Origin of the sequence: Pseudomonas sp. BIGb0381, assembly GCF_024809815.1 — a bacterium.
Classification (GTDB): domain Bacteria; phylum Pseudomonadota; class Gammaproteobacteria; order Pseudomonadales; family Pseudomonadaceae; genus Aquipseudomonas.
Map to the genome: position 1 here is coordinate 120,009 of NZ_JANUEN010000003.1, position 16,493 is coordinate 136,501.

At 61.3% G+C, this 16,493-nt stretch carries 14 protein-coding genes and 1 pseudogene; 7 read left to right on the top strand and 8 right to left on the bottom strand.

Annotated elements, in window-relative coordinates; translation table 11 throughout:
* Positions 1-31: 31 nt before the first annotated feature.
* The 6 genes from groL (at position 32) to M2397_RS10585 (ending at position 5,711) form a co-directional block, all read left to right on the top strand.
* Positions 32-1,678 (top strand): chaperonin GroEL, encoded by a 1,647-nt coding sequence (groL, locus tag M2397_RS10560; RefSeq protein ID WP_131697937.1) that lies wholly within the window; start codon positions 32-34, stop codon positions 1,676-1,678.
* A 262-nt stretch (positions 1,679-1,940) separates the two neighbouring features.
* Positions 1,941-2,624: a two-component system response regulator ColR gene (colR, locus tag M2397_RS10565; RefSeq protein WP_027605482.1), complete on the top strand. Its 684-nt coding sequence runs from the start codon at positions 1,941-1,943 to the stop codon at positions 2,622-2,624.
* Positions 2,614-3,894, top strand: a complete 1,281-nt coding sequence (locus tag M2397_RS10570; RefSeq protein WP_131697936.1) for a HAMP domain-containing sensor histidine kinase — start codon at positions 2,614-2,616, stop codon at positions 3,892-3,894. The genes colR and M2397_RS10570 overlap by 11 nt, the downstream gene beginning before the upstream one ends.
* 188 nt (positions 3,895-4,082) lie before the next feature.
* The gene (locus M2397_RS10575; protein ID WP_145338415.1) at positions 4,083-4,763 is read left to right on the top strand and encodes a class I SAM-dependent methyltransferase; all 681 of its coding nucleotides are present in this window, start codon (positions 4,083-4,085) and stop codon (positions 4,761-4,763) included.
* Between the two features lie 4 nt (positions 4,764-4,767).
* Positions 4,768-5,487, top strand: coding sequence for a lipopolysaccharide kinase InaA family protein (locus tag M2397_RS10580; protein WP_259242965.1), 720 nt, complete (start codon positions 4,768-4,770; stop codon positions 5,485-5,487).
* Positions 5,484-5,711 carry a hypothetical protein gene (locus M2397_RS10585; RefSeq protein ID WP_131697933.1) on the top strand — a complete coding sequence of 76 codons (228 nt, stop codon included), beginning with the start codon at positions 5,484-5,486 and terminating at the stop codon, positions 5,709-5,711. The genes M2397_RS10580 and M2397_RS10585 overlap by 4 nt, the downstream gene beginning before the upstream one ends.
* A 123-nt stretch (positions 5,712-5,834) precedes the next feature.
* On the opposite strand, the gene M2397_RS10590 is transcribed toward M2397_RS10585, so the two are convergent.
* Genes M2397_RS10590 through M2397_RS10600 form a run of 3 tightly spaced genes read right to left on the bottom strand, consistent with a single transcriptional unit; the run spans position 5,835 to position 9,470 of the window.
* A complete protein-coding gene (locus M2397_RS10590) occupies positions 5,835-6,932 on the bottom strand; it encodes a DUF1513 domain-containing protein (RefSeq protein ID WP_167655189.1) in 1,098 nt (365 codons plus the stop codon).
* A gap of 2 nt (positions 6,933-6,934) precedes the next feature.
* Positions 6,935-7,999, bottom strand: coding sequence for an imelysin family protein (locus M2397_RS10595; protein ID WP_145338417.1), 1,065 nt, complete (start codon positions 7,997-7,999; stop codon positions 6,935-6,937).
* A gap of 31 nt (positions 8,000-8,030) precedes the next feature.
* Positions 8,031-9,470: a di-heme oxidoredictase family protein gene (locus M2397_RS10600; protein ID WP_131697931.1), complete on the bottom strand. Its 1,440-nt coding sequence runs from the start codon at positions 9,468-9,470 to the stop codon at positions 8,031-8,033.
* A 140-nt stretch (positions 9,471-9,610) separates the two neighbouring features.
* Between M2397_RS10600 and M2397_RS10605 the strand changes: the two genes are divergently transcribed.
* Complete coding sequence (locus M2397_RS10605; RefSeq protein ID WP_259242969.1) at positions 9,611-10,174, top strand: NAD(P)H nitroreductase; 564 nt, start codon at positions 9,611-9,613, stop codon at positions 10,172-10,174.
* 110 nt (positions 10,175-10,284) lie between these two features.
* On the opposite strand, the gene M2397_RS30500 is transcribed toward M2397_RS10605, so the two are convergent.
* The 5 genes and pseudogenes from M2397_RS30500 to M2397_RS10625 form a co-directional block, all read right to left on the bottom strand.
* On the bottom strand, positions 10,285-11,040 hold the full coding sequence (locus tag M2397_RS30500; RefSeq protein ID WP_371929146.1) for a methyl-accepting chemotaxis protein: 756 nt from the start codon (positions 11,038-11,040) through the stop codon (positions 10,285-10,287).
* A gap of 150 nt (positions 11,041-11,190) precedes the next feature.
* A pseudogene (locus M2397_RS30505) lies at positions 11,191-12,423 on the bottom strand (chemotaxis protein); the annotation flags it as partial.
* A gap of 140 nt (positions 12,424-12,563) precedes the next feature.
* Positions 12,564-12,965: a YbaN family protein gene (locus M2397_RS10615; RefSeq protein WP_145337846.1), complete on the bottom strand. Its 402-nt coding sequence runs from the start codon at positions 12,963-12,965 to the stop codon at positions 12,564-12,566.
* A gap of 172 nt (positions 12,966-13,137) precedes the next feature.
* Positions 13,138-13,746, bottom strand: a complete 609-nt coding sequence (locus M2397_RS10620) for a biliverdin-producing heme oxygenase (protein ID WP_131697927.1) — start codon at positions 13,744-13,746, stop codon at positions 13,138-13,140.
* A 134-nt stretch (positions 13,747-13,880) separates the two neighbouring features.
* Positions 13,881-16,445 carry a TonB-dependent receptor gene (locus tag M2397_RS10625; protein WP_259242974.1) on the bottom strand — a complete coding sequence of 855 codons (2,565 nt, stop codon included), beginning with the start codon at positions 16,443-16,445 and terminating at the stop codon, positions 13,881-13,883.
* Between the last annotated feature and the right edge of the window lie 48 nt (positions 16,446-16,493).

Consider the following 16,493-nt stretch of genomic DNA (forward strand, 5'->3'; position numbering starts at 1 on the left):
GTTACTACAAAGTATTTAAGGAATATCGATCATGGCTGCTAAAGAAGTTAAATTCGGCGATTCCGCCCGTAAGAAAATGCTCACCGGTGTCAACATCCTGGCTGACGCAGTAAAAGCGACCCTGGGCCCGAAAGGCCGTAACGTGATCATCGAGAAGAGCTTCGGCGCTCCGACCATCACCAAGGACGGCGTTTCCGTCGCCAAAGAAATCGAACTGGAAGACCGTTTCGAAAACATGGGCGCGCAGCTGGTCAAAGACGTTGCCTCCCGTGCCAACGATGACGCAGGCGACGGCACCACCACGGCTACCGTTCTGGCTCAGGCCATCGTCAACGAAGGCTACAAGGCCGTTGCTGCCGGCATGAACCCGATGGACCTCAAGCGCGGCATCGACAAGGCGACCATCGCCATCGTCGCTGAGCTGAAAAACCTGTCCAAGCCTTGCGCCGACACCAAGGCTATCGCCCAGGTAGGCACCATCTCCGCCAACTCCGACAGCTCCATCGGCGACATCATTGCCGAAGCCATGGAAAAAGTCGGTAAAGAAGGCGTGATCACCGTTGAAGAAGGCACTGGCCTGGAAAACGAACTGTCGGTTGTTGAAGGCATGCAGTTCGACCGTGGCTACCTGTCCCCGTACTTCGTCAACAAGCCGGAAACCATGGTTGCCGAGCTGGACAGCCCGCTGATCCTGCTGGTCGACAAGAAAATCTCCAACATCCGCGAAATGCTGCCAGTGCTGGAAGCCGTTGCCAAAGCCGGCCGCCCACTGCTGATCGTTTCCGAAGACGTTGAAGGCGAAGCCCTGGCGACCCTGGTTGTGAACAACATGCGTGGCATCGTTAAAGTCGCAGCCGTCAAGGCTCCAGGCTTCGGCGACCGTCGCAAGGCCATGCTGCAGGACATCGCCGTCCTGACCGGCGGTACCGTTATCTCCGAAGAGATCGGCCTGAGCCTGGAAAGCGCCACCCTGGAAAACCTGGGTAGCGCCAAGCGCGTGACCATCTCCAAGGAAAACACCATCATCGTTGACGGTGCTGGCGTTGACGGCGACATCCAATCGCGCATCACTCAGATCCGTGCGCAGGTTGCCGAGACTTCCTCGGACTACGACCGTGAAAAACTGCAAGAGCGCCTGGCCAAGCTGTCCGGTGGCGTTGCAGTGATCAAGGTTGGCGCTGGTTCCGAAGTTGAAATGAAAGAGAAGAAAGCCCGCGTTGAAGACGCCCTGCACGCAACCCGCGCAGCCGTCGAAGAAGGCGTGGTACCTGGCGGTGGCGTTGCGCTGATCCGTGCTCTGGAAGCGCTGACTAACCTGACCGGCGACAACGCTGACCAGAACGTCGGTATCGCTGTGCTGCGTCGTGCTGTTGAAGCACCGCTGCGCCAGATCGCTGCCAACTCCGGCGACGAGCCAAGTGTTGTGGTCAACGAAGTCAAGAACGGCAAAGGTAACTACGGTTACAACGCTGCGACTGGCGTCTACGGCGACATGATCGAAATGGGCATCCTGGACCCTACCAAGGTGACTCGTTCCGCGCTGCAAGCAGCATCCTCCATCGGCGGCCTGATCCTGACCACCGAAGCTGCGATCGCTGATGCACCGAAGAAAGAAGGCTCGGCTGGCGGCGGTATGCCAGACATGGGCGGCATGGGTGGCATGGGCGGCATGATGTAAGCCAGCCTTACCCTGCGACTGAAAAAACCCGCCTGCAGTGATGCAGGCGGGTTTTTTTACGCCAAGTTTTTGATCGGCGTGAAGGCCATGAGCTTGGCACGCCCGATGTACCGACGGGGTGAAGCGATAGTGAAAAACTTGTGAACTGCGCCTGTTGGTTAAAAAAGCTTATAGACTCGCTCAGGTACCCTAGTCGTGAGTCAGCGTTGGCCTTAAGCTGCGCGAGCCAACACGGCCGTTACCGCGTACGGAGACACTGCCCATGCGAATTCTATTGGTTGAAGACAACCGCGATATTCTGGCCAACCTGGCCGACTACCTGGGGCTAAAAGGCTACACCGTGGACTGTGCGCAGGACGGTTTGTCGGGCCTGCATTTGGCCGCGACCGAGCATTACGACTTGATCGTGCTCGACATCATGCTGCCTGGCATCGATGGCTACACCTTGTGCAAACGCCTGCGCGAAGACGCCCGCCGCGACACGCCGGTGATCATGCTCACCGCCCGCGACCAGTTGGATGACCGGCTGCAGGGCTTCAAGTCCGGCGCCGATGATTATTTGCTCAAACCGTTTGCCCTGTCGGAATTGGCCGCGCGCATCGAAGCCGTGCTGCGCCGTGCCCAAGGTGGCGGTCGTCGCGCCCTGCAAGTGGCCGATCTGAATTACGACCTTGATACCCTGGAAGTGACCCGCGAAGGGCGCCTGCTCAAACTCAACCCGGTCGGCCTCAAGCTGCTCGCCGTATTGATGCAGAAAAGTCCCCACGTACTGCGTCGGGAAGTGCTTGAAGAGGCCCTGTGGGGCGATGACTGCCCGGACAGCGACAGTCTGCGCAGCCACGTCCACCAGTTGCGTCAAGTGATCGATAAGCCGTTCGCCAAACCGTTGCTGCAAACGGTGCATGGGGTGGGTTACCGCTTGGCCGAGGGCCGTGATGGAGTTTAAGCAAAGCCTTGCCCAGCGGATCATCATTGCCTTTGCCTTGATGAGTGCGTTGGTGGCGGGGGCCTTCGCCATGGGCATCGTCGCCACCGTGCACCTGGTGGAAGAGAAGTTGATCTCGGCAGGCTTGGGCGGTGACTTGCAGCGCCTGCTGCTGATGGACACCGTCGAGGACTGGCGGCACCGGCCCGAGCCCGACCAGCTGTTTTACTTCAGCGGTGGCCCCGGCGATTTTGAATTGCCCAAGGACCTGCGGCATCTGGAACCAGGGTTTCATGAGGTGTTTCGCGAGGCGCTGTCGTACCACGCGATGGTAGAAGTGGTCGACGGTCGGCGCTATGTGCTGCTGCAGGATCAAAGCGATTTCGAAGAGCGCGAGCGCGTGCTGTTTGCCGTGGTGCTGGTGGGCTTCGTGCTCAGCTTGGCGCTGGCGGTGTTCCTCGGCTGGGTGCTGGCCCGTAAGGTGATGGCGCCGGTGGTGCGCCTGGCCCGCCAGGTGCGGCACCGCGACCAGTTGCTGGGCCTGGCGCCGCCCCTGGCACCGGACTACGCCGCCGACGAAGTGGGGGAGTTGGCCGTGGCCTTCGACGCCACGCTGGGGCGCCTGCGCCAGGCGTTGTCCCGCGAGCAGCTGTTTACCAGCGATGTCAGCCACGAACTGCGCACACCGTTGATGGTGCTGGCCAGTTCCTGCGAACTGCTGTTGGAAAACCCGGCCATCGATCAGCGTGGGCGTAACCAGGTCGAGCGAATCGCCCGTGCCTGCGAAGAAATGCGCGAACTGGTGCAAACCTTCCTGATGCTGGCCCGGGCTCAGCATGATGACGGGAGCATGTCGCCCAAGGTCAATCTGTCCCAGGTGGCTGATGATCTGCTCGGCATCTGGCGCGAGCCTATCGAGCACAAGGGCCTGGAGTTGATCTACCAGCCGGGCAACCCTCTGGATACGCGCTACAACGCGACGTTCCTGCATGCCGTGATGGGCAACCTGTTGCGCAATGCCCTGCATTACACCGAACGCGGCTTTATCCGGCTTACCCTGGAACCGACCGGTTTTGTGGTGGAAGACAGCGGCGTCGGCATTCCCGAAGACAAGCGCGAAGCGATGTTCGAGCCGTTCGTACGCGGCAGTGAGAAGCGCGGTGAGGGCCTGGGGTTGGGGTTGTCGCTGGTCCAGCGCATCTGCGAGAACCAGGGCTGGAGCGTTACCCTCAGCACCATGGAGCCCCATGGCTGTCGCTTTCATGTCCAGTTGAGTCAGGTCAACGCCTGACCGTTCCCCCTGCCGCTATCCTGCCAGAGATCCCCGTAAATCGGCGAAGATGGCCCCATGATATTGCCTGTATCTGTAAAGTCTTGAAATATATGAGATTGGACAGGACAAGTTTTTCACAATGGGTTGACCTGTTGATCACAGGTCGCTGCTTAAGGTTGTAGGCATCAGCAACTGGAGATCCGTTGATGCCTACCCCGATCAAACTCGAATTTTCCGAAAAGTACGACGACCAGCACGCCCACGAATATTTGCTCAAGCATCAGGACAATCTGGCGCGCCGGTTGTCCCACAAACGCGACGAGCAATTGGCCCGTGGCGCGTTGGCGATGGCCGGCGAGCCTGGCCTGGTGCTGGACCTGCCGTGCGGCGCCGGGCGTTTCTGGCCGTTGCTGGCGGAAAAGCCCAACCGCGTGATCATCGGCGCCGATAATTCGGCCTCCATGTTGAAGGTCGCGACGGTCGCCCAACCCGCGGATGTGGTGAAACGGGTACGGCCCTTGCAGACATCTGCCTTCGATATCGATTTGCCGGATAACTCGGTCGACAGCATTTTCTGTATGCGCCTGCTGCACCACATTGGTGATCCGGCGCACCGGCAGGCGATTCTGCGGGAGTTTCAGCGGGTTACCCGTGACAGCGTGATCATTTCGCTGTGGGTGGATGGCAATTTCAAAGCCTGGAAACGCAAGCGTCTTGAAGGGCAGCGTCGCAGGAAAGGTGAGCAGGAAGGTTACCAAAACAGATTTGTGTTACCGGCTGCTACTGTTGAGGCAGAGTTCGAGCAAGCCGGTTTCCGTGTTCAGGAATCCCTGGACTTCATTCCGCTCTACGCCATGTGGCGTGTATATGTATTGCGCAAGAGGTAACAGGATGGCAGTTGAGTGCGTAGCAGGCAGTCACGTAGCTCCCGAAGAACGCTTCGATTATTTCTGGCGTCAGCAAGGCGAATGGGTCGAAGAACCCAATCTCCGGCGTGGCGGTGAAAGTGGTGTACAGCGCGTACTCAGTGCCAATGGCCGGTTGCTCTACAGCAAGCGCCAGACGGGCCATATCTACCGCAGTTGGCTGCACCCGTTTGGGCGCCCCACCGTGCTGCGCGAGCGTGATGCCCTCAGGGGCCTGCGGGGGTTGGATGTGCGTGTCCCCGAAATGGTCTTTTGCGAGGCGCGTCGTGACCCCGAGCACCGCTGGAAGGCACTGCTTGTAACCGCCGCCCTCGACGGCTTTGAAGAAATTGAACACTGGTACGCCGCCGGTGGCCGCGAACAGTACGGCGAGTGCGTGCACGAGCGCTTGCTCAAGGAGTTGGCCGGCACCCTGGCCCGCATGCATAAAGGGCGCTGGCAGCACGGTTGCCTGTACATCAAGCATATTTTCGTGCGGGTGACGGGTGAGGGTGACTTGGCCCAAGTGGAAGTGGCGCTGCTGGACTTCGAAAAATGCCGCCAGCGCTTGACCGCTTATCGGGCAGCCTCCCATGACATGTTGCAGCTGCGTCGCCATTCGTCGTGGAACAGCACCGACTGGGAAAAACTCAGCTACTTTTACGAGACGGCGTTTGGCAGCGCTATCAAGGGTTTAACCAAATGAAGCTAGAAATAGCACGAGGTTTGTTCCTGGTCGGGGCCATGGGCGTTGCAGCGCTGGCCCTGGCGGCGTGGGAGCAGCCTCGCACACAAGTGCTCAGCGCGGTGCAAGACGGCACGCAATGCCTGTTGCCGCGCGTCGCCAAGGCGAGTGTGGCGGCCAAGCCTGATCATGAGCTGTTGCTGTTCATGTTTGGTATGTCTCAAGCGATGAGGCCGCAGAGTTGAAACGATTCAAACCCCCGAAAAGGGCCTTGCGATGCGAGGCCCTTTTTTTTGCCTTTCAAACCTTACCCGCAGCGCGGCTGCTACGGATTTGTGCGGCGGTGGATTAGACGGTGTCTACGCAGGTCAGATCAGATGCAGGTGGTTATCCCAGAGCCCCGCCGGTAATTCCAACGGTTTGGCGACCAGCTGTTTCTGGCGGCAATCGTAGTAGCGGCAACGGCCCTGGCCCGAGGTGACGACAAAACCATCGGCCACTGCGCCAACGCCCGCGCAATCGGGCAACGGTCCATCCAGGCGCAGCTCGGCGGTGTCCATGTCCCAGATAAAGAAGCGGTTGCCACGCGGTGCGGTCAACGCCACCAGGCGCAATTCGCTGTGTACGGCGACGCTGGCGGTGTAATGCCCCATGGCCTGCAACTGCTCATCGGCCACCGGGAAGGCCACGAACGGCTGCCCCGGACGCTTGATTGCCAGCAACTCGGAGCGCTCCTGGGAAGGCCCCATGAACTGCTGGCCGGTGAGGACGGTGCCATCGCTGGCGATGCCCATATGGCGCACGCTGTTCATCTGCTGGCCAAGGGTTTCCTTGCTGATCAAGGTGCCGTCGCGCTGCATCAGCACCAGGCTCGGTTCCATGGCGTTGAGGTTCATCTCCACGCGGCTTTCGGCTTCGGTGCGAATGCCGCCGTTGGCCACCACCAGTGTTTCGCCGTCGGGCATCCACGACACCTGGTGCGGGCCGATGCCATGGGTTGAGATCTCGCCGCTGTGTACCAGGCGCTCGCCTTCGAACTTATACACACCGAGCAGGCCACGGCCGGGGTCGGACGTGTCGTTCTCGGTGGCGTACAGCCAATCGCCGCTCTTGTGGATGACCGCATGGCCATAGAAGTGGCGGTTGGCGTTCGAGGTGATGGTTTGCAGCAGGGTGCCATCGCGCAGGTCGATCAAATAGCTCTCGGTGCCCGGGCGGCGGGCGACAAACAGTGCAATCGGCAACGTCGGGTGGTTGATGATGTCGTGGCAGCGCTGGCCGACCTGAGTGGCAAATACCTGCTTGCCGTCCAAGTGAAAGCCCACGGCGTAGTGCTTGCCGTCTGCATCATCGCGCGCCGACAGCAGCAGCGGGCGCTTGTCCTTCCCTTTGAACAGCGTCCAGCCACCCAACGTAAGTGCGCTGAGCAGCACGCTGCCGATCGCCAAAGCCTGTCGCCTGAGCATCATCAGTCACCGTCGTTGGCATTGAAGCCCAGTTGGATCCCCAGCGCTTTGGCCAGCTCGCCTTCGTGCAGGCGGTGGACCACGTTGAGGCTGTCGTAAATGTCGTTGAGCTGCTGGCGCCCGGCGTCATCGTTCAACAGTTCGTTGAGGGTGCGCTGGTTGCTGGCGAACAGTTTCAGCGAGGCGGCATAGGCCGCGTCGATCTTGTCGGCCAATGGCTTTTGATCCGCCGGCAGCAAACCACGCAGGCCCTTGTTGTCGACGCCGACCCACACGGTCTGGGCGGCGGCGAGGCTGGCTTCCAGGCTTTGCAGGGATGACTGGCTGCGCCATGCATCGGCCTGGAACGGCTGCGGGATGCCCTTGGTCTGGCGGCCCATGGGCGTGCCGAGTTTTTTCTTCAGGGTGTCCAGTGCGGTCACTTGTACGCGCAGCAGATCGGCGATGGCTTCGTGGGAATCAGCGTAGCGCTGGTTCGGAAACTTGCTCATCTGCGCGAGCATGCCGTCGGTGCTGTTCCAGCTGGCCAGGATCTCTTCGGCCAGGGCTTTCTGACGCTCACCAATGGCCACCAGCAGCGGGCAGTAGCGGGCTTTCTGCGCGTCGTCGGCGATGTCGGTCTTGGCGTCGTAGAGGATGTATTCGTAGGCCGACAGGCCCTGTACCACCACGCTGGATTTGGCCAGTGCGGCGCCGTCGATCTGCGGCTGGGCGGCGACCAGTTGCTCGACCTGGCGGCCCACGAGGTTCTTCTTGTCCGGCCAGAACTGCACCTGCCACGAGCGGTTGCCCTCAGCCAGCGGGCCGATCAGCAGCGGTTGCAACTCGGCCCAGGCTTTTTGCGCGTGGAGGAAGTCGGCGCGGGCGGTGTCCAGGCTTTGCTTGCCCTGGCAGTAGGCGAGGGCGCTGACGGCCAACTGGCGGTCGGCTTCGACCCAGCGGCTGTAGGTCGGCAGGATCACCTGCTTGGCGATCGCCGCCGAGGTCACTGCTTGCGGGTCTTGTGGCGAGCAGGCACCCAGGGCGAGGGCGGCCAGGCTGGTGAACAACAACTTGGGACGGAACATGTCGAGCTCCCTTCTGTAATTGGGGCGAAGCTTATAAAGAATTCAGGAACGCCAGCAACGCAGCACGCTGCTCGGCATTGAAGGACAACACATGCTGCTGCGCCGCTTGTGCTTCGCCGCCGTGCCACAGCACGGCTTCGAGCAGGTTGCGGGCGCGGCCGTCATGCAGGAACTGGGTATGGCCACTGACGGTCTGCGTCAGCCCGATGCCCCACAACGGCGGCGTGCGCCAGTCGCGGCCACCGGCCTTGAATTCTGTGCGGTTGTCGGCCAGGCCTGGGCCCATGTCGTGCAACAGCAAATCGCTGTAGGGACGAATCACTTGGTTGGCCAACTCGGGTTCGGCGGCATTCGCAGCGGTGGTGAACGTCGGCTTATGGCAACCCTGGCAACCGGCCTGGTAGAACAGGTTTTTCCCGGCCAGCACCTGCGGTGTGTTGACGTCGCGGCGCACGGGCACGGCCAGGTTGCGGGTGTAGAACAGCACCAGGCGCAGGATGTTATCGCTGACTTCCGGCTCGCCATCGGGGCCATTGCCGTTGGGCGCCTGTTTGCAGGCGACTTGGGCCTCGGTGCAGTCATCGAAGGGTCTCAGGGAGGTAGTGAGGCCCATATCACCAGAAAACGCGTGAACATTTTGTTGGTTGAGGTTGGGTTGCCCGGCTTTCCAGCCAAAACGCCCGAGTACGGTTTTTTGCTCGGCGTCATCCCAGACCCAATTCGCCCGGCCGACGAGGGCTTCTTTGTCGGCGGTCTTCGGCTCGGTATTGCGCAGGATGTCCGCGTCGCTGATGGCTTCGAGCAGGCCCAGGCCGATCATCGGCGGGGCGATGCGCGCGGAGAAGCGCGTGTCCGGGTGCATCGGGCCATAGCCGAGCTGGGTAATCTGCAGGTCGGGCTTGCGCAACTCGACGACGCTGCCGTCCTTGAACGTGACGTTGACCGGCGTGTAGTCGACCCGCACCTTGCCTTCCGGCAGTACGCCTGGCACTGCCATGTCCTGCAGTTGCCCACCGTAGACGGGCTCGGGTACCACCCCGGCTTGCTCGATGAGCTTGGCGTAGGGCGGCTGTTCCTGGATAGACACGGGGATCGACAGGCGCACCAGCATCGACACCGCATTGGCCGCGTCGGGCAGTGGCGGGTGGCCACGGCCGTCCTTGATATGGCAGTTCTGGCAGGCGTTGGTGTTGAACAGCGGGCCCAGACCATCACGGGCGGTGGTGGTGGACGGCGCGATCACCCAAGGGCTGCGAAAAAAACTGTTGCCCACGCTGAAATCCAGGCGGCGCGTGGGCGACAGGTTGGCCGAGGGCAGGGAAAACGCATTCTGGTCGCGCTTGTTCACCGTCGTCGCGCCGCCGGCTCGCGATTCACCCGGCTCGGCCTTGGTGAAACGAGGGGCGTCATCGCAGGCGGTCAGGCTCAAGGCCATCAATGCTGCGCACAGGCGAAAAAGCGAACGAAACATCGAGTTTCCCGGACGAAGGCTGAAAATAAGGTCGCAAAGTCTAACAGGGCCGGGCGGATTGAATAAGAGCAATTATCGTTTGGTGGCATCCCGATTCATTCCCGCTAGAATGACCGCACATTTTTTTCTGGAGGTGGCCAATGCAGGCTCTCGACGCTTTGCTCAACCGTGTTTCCGTGCCGCGTTTGCTGGAACCGGCACCGACCCAGGAGCAGCGCGATGTGCTGTTCGCCGCGGCCATGCGTGCGCCTGATCACGGCCAACTGCGCCCTTGGCGTTTCCTCACCGTGGAAGGTGCCGCCCGTGAGCAGATGGGCACGCTGCTGGCCGAAGCCGCCCGCCTGCAAGACCCCGATGCCCCGCAAGCTGCCATCGACAAGGCCCAGAACGGCCCGTTGCGTGCGCCGCTGGTGGTGGTGGTTATTGCCCGTCTGCAGGAGCACTTCAAGGTGCCCAAATCCGAACAACGGCTGGCAGCCGCCTGCGCGGCCCACGGCATTCTGCTGGCGGCCTATGCCCAGGGGATTGGTGCGGTGTGGCGCACGGGTGAGTTGTCCTACTCGGCCCACGTCGCCAAAGGCCTGGGGCTGACCGCGGATGAGGAAGTGATTGGCTTCCTTTATTTGGGTACACCGCAGAACCCGCCGCGTACGGCGCCGAAGGAAGATGTGGCGGCGTTTGTGAAGGCCTGGCCCGGTCTTTGACAATGTGGGAGGGGGCTTGCCCCCGATTGCAGTGTGTCAGTCACCTCATCTGTAGCTGACACATCGCTATCGGGGGCAAGCCCCCTCCCACATGGGTCCTGTGGTGTTTGTTAAACCTTGAACTGATCCATGAGTTTCATCTGCTGGCTGGCCAAGGCATTGAGCTGGCTGCTGATGGCCGCCGACTCGGTGGCCTGGCCGGTGAGGGTTTCGGTCACGGTGCGGATCGCCGAGACGTTGCGGTTGACCTCTTCGGCCACGGCACTTTGCTGCTCGGCGGCGCTGGCGATTTGCAGGTTCATGTCGCTGATCACCGTCACTGCGTCACTGATCTTGCCCAAGGCCTGTACGGCTTGATGGATCTGCCCGGCATTGCTCTGGGCCTGGCTTTGGCTGGAGTGCATGGTCGCCACCACCCCTCGGGTACCGCTCTGGATGCGTTCGATCACCAGGCGGATTTCCTCCACCGAGTCCTGGGTGCGCTTGGCCAGGTTGCGCACTTCGTCGGCCACCACCGCAAATCCCCGGCCGCTTTCCCCGGCGCGTGCGGCTTCAATTGCTGCGTTGAGCGCCAGCAGGTTGGTCTGCTCGGCAATGCTGCGGATCACTTCCAGGACTGAACCGATTTGTTCGCTGTTGACCGCCAGGGCTTCGACTTCGCCCACGGCCTTGCTGACTTCTTCGGCGAGGGTGGTGATGTCGCGGGTGCTCTGTTCGATGATCGACATGCCTTCACGCGCCGACTGGTCGGCGCCGCGTGCCGCGCTGGCGGCATTGGAGGCACTGTTGGCGACCTCGTGGGCGGTGGCGCTCATTTCGTTGGACGCCGTGGCCACCTGGTCGATTTCGCGGAACTGCACCTGCATGCCTTCGCTGGTCTGGCGCGCGATGGCCGAGGACTGGTCAGCCGTGCCACGCGCTTCGGTGATGCTTTGCTTGATCTGGGCGATGGTCGGTTGCAGCTTGTCGAGGAAACGGTTGAACCAGTTCACCAATTCGCCCAGCTCATCCTTCTTGGCGTAGGCCAGGCGCTGGGTGAGGTCGCCGTCGCCGCTGGCGATGTCCTTGAGCATGGCGGCGACGCTGTTGATCGGACGAGTCACACCGGTGGCGGTGAGCCAGATCAGCAGCAAACCGAGCAGGCCGGCAGCGGCACCGACCAGCAGGGCCTTGAGGGTGCCGCTGGCTTGGGCTGCGTCGAGCACGCCTTGAAGTTTCATGCTGTCGGCAAGCATCACGTGTTTGGGCAGTTTGATCACTACACCCCAGGCTTTGGCATCGGCGATGGGCTTGACCGGGTAAACCGCGTAGATGGTGTCGCCTTGTTCGCGGTTGACATAGCTGCCACTGGCGAGCAGTTGCACGATCTCCTTGCCTTCTGCACCGAGGGTGTCGACCAGGTTTTTCCCAACCTTGGCGGGCTCGCCACTGTAGGCAGCAATCAGGCCGTTGCTGGAAATGATCTCCAGGTGTGCAGCGCCGTTGAACAACTCTTTTTGCGCGGCGTCCGTGCTGGCTTGCAGGGTGTTGAGGGCGATATCGACACCGACCACGCCGATGACTTTACCGTCCACGATCATCGGCAAGGAGATGGTGGTCATCAGTACCGGTGTGCCGGTCACTGTGTCTTCATATGGGTCCAGCAGGCAGGTGCTTCGGGTGTCCCGGGGGCAGGTGTACCAAATGTTGTAGGGCGTTCCGCTGAGGTTGAGCGTGGTCTTGGTCAGGTCTTCCTCGACCATGATGGTGTTCAACGCTTCACCTCCGACGCGGTTCCAGTAGCTGGAGAAACGGCCTTTTTCGTTGGACGCGCGGGACTTGTCATTGGCGAACTCGCTGTCCTTGCCGTCCAGGCCATTGGGCTCGAACGCCAGCCAGATGCCCAGCACTTTGCTGTTGCGTTCGAAGGTGGTTTTCAGGCTCTGGTTGAGTTCTTCACGCAAGGCGCCGGGGTCCAGCGAGCGCTTGGTGGCCAGGTTGCGCAGGTCTTTGACCTGATCGGCGATGGCCGTGATCACGGTAAGATTTTCGCCAAAGGTTTTCTGCAGCAGCACGGCTTGCTCCGCTGCCTTGGCTTGCAGCAGGTTCTGCACGCTGCTGGTGAGCATTCGCGAGCTTGAATCGCTGATCAGATGGTCGTTCTGGTCGGTTTCGTAAAGGTTGATGCTGATGATCAACGCTATTACGCCCAGCAGACATAGCCCGGACAGCAGTACGATTTTCAAACGTATGGAGAGGGTATCGAACATAGGTTCACTCGCGAATGGGCGTGTGGAAATGCATGCAATCCAGGGCCAAGTCCATTCAGCGCTATGTCTGAAACATCGGCGTAACAAATCAATTCATGAGAGAGAGGCGATGGGCGGTAGGAAAACACCTACAGCCAGCGTCACACGGGCTGTGCGAGTCGTTCGGGGCGTGACCAGATCCACAGGTTGCCCAGGCTCATCCCGGCAATCGCCAGGTAGATCGGCCAGCCGTGGTCGAGCATTAGCAGCATCAGGATGGCGCACAGCAGCATGCTCACGGTGGCGCTGACCTTGGCCCGACGCGCGATGATCCTGCCGTTGCGCCAGTTGAACAGGATCGGTCCGAACAGGCGGTGGTTTTCCAACCAGGCACTGAGGCGCGGCGAACTTTTGGTCGCGGCCCAGGCGGCCAGGAGGATGAATTCGGTGGTGGGCAAACCCGGCACCACAATCGCCACCAGCCCGATGCCCAGGCTGACGTAGGCCAGCAGGCCGAAGAGGATCTGTGCGATTTTCGAGGTGGATTGGGGTTTGCCGGTCATGGTGAAGCTTTTCTTGGAGGAAAGTTTACAAAAAGTCCGAACTTAAATGCGATCAAAATGTGGGAGGGGGCTTGCCCCCGATGGCAGTGCATCAGTCAACAAATAGGTCACTGACCCACCGCCATCGGGGGCAAGCCCCCTCCCACAGTTGATTGCATTTCAATGTGGGCGATCAGGCCAGTTCAGGGGCGCTAGCGTACGCCTGTTCCAGCAGCACGGTGAAGCGCACAAACGCATCCACCGCGCCTTTTTCCGCTGCGGCTTCTTCTTCGGCGCTCAACTCCAGGGCGTCGAGGGTGCGGGTGAAGCTTTTCCAGCCTTCGGCGCGACCACCGGCGGGCTCACCCAGGTGGCGGGCACCGAAGGTTTCGCTCAGGCCCAGGCCTACCGCGCGCTTGATCAGGAACGCAGCGCCCAGTTTGGAACCTTCGGATACGAACAACCAGCCCAGGGCTTCGGCCTTGCTCGGGTTCTTCAGTGCGCCCGCGACCGGGGCAGGCACTTCGGTATCCAGGTCTGCCAGGTCCAGCCTGGCGGCTTCGGCGCGGCACCGTTCGGCCAGGTCAGGCACGATCTTGATCAGTTCGGCATCGTTGTACAGGGGCACCAGTTCCGACTGGAACAGGTACTGCGCCACCACGAAACGCGCGAAGTTGGCCTGGGTTTCGAACGGGGCGTGGGCCTTGACCAGTGCATCCAGCTTGGTGTGCGGCTCGTGGGTGATTTGGTTCAGGCGCTGGGAGCGCAGGCTTGGGCGTTCTGCGGTAGGAGAAGCGGTCATGAAAAAGTCCTTGAGAAGGGGAGCGCCTTGTTGCCCTTAAAGAGAGCTGTTATCAACTAGACGAACAAGAAGACGCGGCACAGTAAAAAATCCTCACCTCGCCGCTGAAATTTCGCGAGGTGAGGGAAGCTTTGTCAGATGTCCCAGATCACGTTGATCGCAAAGTTGCGGCCCGGCTGGGTCAGGCGGTCGAGGTTGGCCGGTCCGGTCACAGCGGCTTCGCCGACACTGTCGTAGCTGCGCACGTCATCCCAGTTCCAGTACTTCTTGTCGGTGAGGTTGTAGAGGCCGCCGTTGATGGTCACGTCGTTGGTGACTTTGTAGAAGGCGGTCAGGTCGATAACACCGAACCCTGGGGTCTTGAAGGGCCCGCTGGTGTCGCCGTCCGGCGCGTGGAAGGTAGTGCTGTCGACGCGATCCTGCTTTTTCACCAGGGTCCAGCTCAACAGGCCACCGTAGTTGTCCTGGTCGTAGCCCAGGCCGAAGACGCCCTTGAGCGGGTTGACGCTGTTCAGCGGCTCGCCGTTATCGTCGTTGCGGCCGTAGGCATAGGACACCGAACCCTGGGTGTAGAGGCCTTGCGGGGCGCCGAATGGATCCAGGTTCAGGCGGCCTTTGGCTTCGGCCCCCTTGATGGTGGCGCGCTTGATATTGACGGCCTGGAACTGTTCAACGGTGCCGCCGACGACGGCGTTGTCTTCGTCGATAAAGTCGCGGTACTTGTTGTAAAACACGGCGATCTCGAAGGAGCCTTCGTCGAACTTGCCGCGAATCCCGGTTTCGATGCCTTTGCTGGTTTCTGGCTTGAGGTCGGGGTTCGGCTCGACGGTGTAGCCCAGGTTCAGGTTTTCGAAGCGGCCGTACAGCGCCTTGGCCGATGGCGTACGGAAACCTTCGGCATATTGGCCGAACCAGGTGTATTGATCCGTCAGGGCGTAAGTCAGGCCGAACTTGGGGGTCACACGGTGCCAGGTTTTTTCCCTGTCGCTCACCGGGTCCGCACCTGTCGGGTTGACGGTGTTGAGGAACTCCTGGGTCAGCTTGGGTTTGAGCTGGGTGTAGTCGTAGCGCACGGCGGGCAGGAAGGTCCATTTGTCCCAGGTGATCTGGTCCTGTGCGAACAGCGAATACGTGTTGATGGTCGGGTCGGGGAAGTCGCTGGACTTCTTCACGCTGTCAGTGGCAATCGGGCTGGGCGCGCCGATGGCGGTGCAGCCACTGCCGACGGCCACACAGGTCGCGCCGCCCTCGCGCGAGCCTGTGACTTTCTGCTGCTTGAGGGTGGTGCCATAGGTCACTTGGTGATCGGTTTCACCGAGGCTGAACGCTTTGTCCAACTGGGCATCGAAAATCCACTGTTTTTCCTGGTACAGCGTGTCGCGGGTGCGCAGGACACGACGACCTGACTGATAGATCTCGGCAGTGGTCTGGTCGGTCTTGGCGATCTGGTAATTGAGGCTGGTCTTGATCCGGTCGGCAATCGGCGACTCAAGGGCGAAGCTGTTTTCCAGGCCGAAACGTTCACGGGTAATGGTGTCGTTACCACGACGATCTCGGTAGAGGTTGAAGCCTCGGCCGCCGATGAACGGGCCGCCCACCGCGTTCTTCAGGTTGACGTCGCGATCATCCTTGTACTTTTCATAGGTCAGGCCCAAGCGGTTGTCATTGCCATAGTTCCAGCCGAGCTTGGCCAGCACGTTGGTGGTGCGCGCATCCTCGGGGTTGGCGCCGGTACGGGCCAGGCCGGTGGCGTTGTTGCCGTCGTAGGACTCGGTCTCATGGCCATTGCGCTGGCTCAGGTGCAGTAAACCGTCGAAGTCCTGCACGCGGCCGGCGACGGTGCCGGAGGTGAGCCAGCTGTCATCGGCGGAGCTGTAGCCGGTCTTCAGGCGTGCGCCGACGTCCTGGCCGGGCTTGATGATGTCGTCCGGGTCGAGGGTGAAGTAACTCACGGCGCCGCCGATGGCGCTGCTGCCGTACAGCGCCGAGGCTGGGCCGCGCAGGATCTCGACGCGCTTGACGATCTCCGGGTCGACGTAGTTGCGGCGGGTCTTGGCGTAGGGGCCGTTGAAGAAGTTGTCGGGCACTTCCACACCGTCCACCTGGGTGAGGATACGGTCGCCGTCGATACCGCGGATGTTGAACCCGGCATTGCCGGCACGGGTGCCAGCGCCGCCCACCGAGACGCCGGGCTCGTAGCGCACCAGTTCGCGGATGTTGTTGACGTTCTGGCGGTCCAGCTCTTGGCGATCCTGCACGCTGACGGTGCTCGGTACGCTGTTCACATCCTGTTCGTTACGGGTGGCGCTGATGGTCACCTGTTGCAGGTTGAGGGTGCTGCCCGCTGTGCGCTTTTCCAGGACGATGTTGTTATTGCCCAGCTTGCGGTAGCTCAGGTTGGTCCCCACCAACAGCCGGTCCAGGGCTTTCTCCGGCGACAGTGCGCCGCGCACGCCAGGGGACGACACGCCCTGGCCCAGCTCGGCGGGCAGGCCGACTTGCCAGCCGGTTACGCTGGTAAAGGCGTTCAGCGCCGAGACCAGCGGCTGTTGCTCGATGCTGAAACTGTAGTTGCCGTGGCTGCGGGCGGCAGGTTCGGCGGCCGTCGCGGTCATCACTGGTGAACCGGCCAGCAGGATGGCGGCGGTCAGCAACGACAGCACGGGCGAGGAGGACCGGCGGTTGAAACGAGAGGACATCGAGAGCGCTCCGGAAGGTACGAATCTTATAGTTGCGAACCGAACCAA

Bases quoted from the DNA above. Each gene is read 5' to 3' on its own strand.
- M2397_RS10625 (WP_259242974.1), bottom strand. From the start codon at position 16,445: ATGTCCTCTCGTTTCAACCGCCGGTCCTCCTCGCCCGTGCTGTCGTTG.
- M2397_RS10575 (WP_145338415.1), top strand. From the start codon at position 4,083: ATGCCTACCCCGATCAAACTCGAATTTTCCGAAAAGTACGACGACCAG.
- M2397_RS10605 (WP_259242969.1), top strand. From the start codon at position 9,611: ATGCAGGCTCTCGACGCTTTGCTCAACCGTGTTTCCGTGCCGCGTTTG.
- M2397_RS10590 (WP_167655189.1), bottom strand. From the start codon at position 6,932: ATGCTCAGGCGACAGGCTTTGGCGATCGGCAGCGTGCTGCTCAGCGCA.
- M2397_RS10580 (WP_259242965.1), top strand. From the start codon at position 4,768: ATGGCAGTTGAGTGCGTAGCAGGCAGTCACGTAGCTCCCGAAGAACGC.
- M2397_RS10585 (WP_131697933.1), top strand. From the start codon at position 5,484: ATGAAGCTAGAAATAGCACGAGGTTTGTTCCTGGTCGGGGCCATGGGC.
- M2397_RS10595 (WP_145338417.1), bottom strand. From the start codon at position 7,999: ATGTTCCGTCCCAAGTTGTTGTTCACCAGCCTGGCCGCCCTCGCCCTG.
- M2397_RS10620 (WP_131697927.1), bottom strand. From the start codon at position 13,746: ATGACCGCTTCTCCTACCGCAGAACGCCCAAGCCTGCGCTCCCAGCGC.
- M2397_RS10600 (WP_131697931.1), bottom strand. From the start codon at position 9,470: ATGTTTCGTTCGCTTTTTCGCCTGTGCGCAGCATTGATGGCCTTGAGC.
- colR (WP_027605482.1), top strand. From the start codon at position 1,941: ATGCGAATTCTATTGGTTGAAGACAACCGCGATATTCTGGCCAACCTG.
- M2397_RS10615 (WP_145337846.1), bottom strand. From the start codon at position 12,965: ATGACCGGCAAACCCCAATCCACCTCGAAAATCGCACAGATCCTCTTC.
- M2397_RS10570 (WP_131697936.1), top strand. From the start codon at position 2,614: ATGGAGTTTAAGCAAAGCCTTGCCCAGCGGATCATCATTGCCTTTGCC.
- groL (WP_131697937.1), top strand. From the start codon at position 32: ATGGCTGCTAAAGAAGTTAAATTCGGCGATTCCGCCCGTAAGAAAATG.
- M2397_RS30500 (WP_371929146.1), bottom strand. From the start codon at position 11,040: ATGCAGGTGCAGTTCCGCGAAATCGACCAGGTGGCCACGGCGTCCAAC.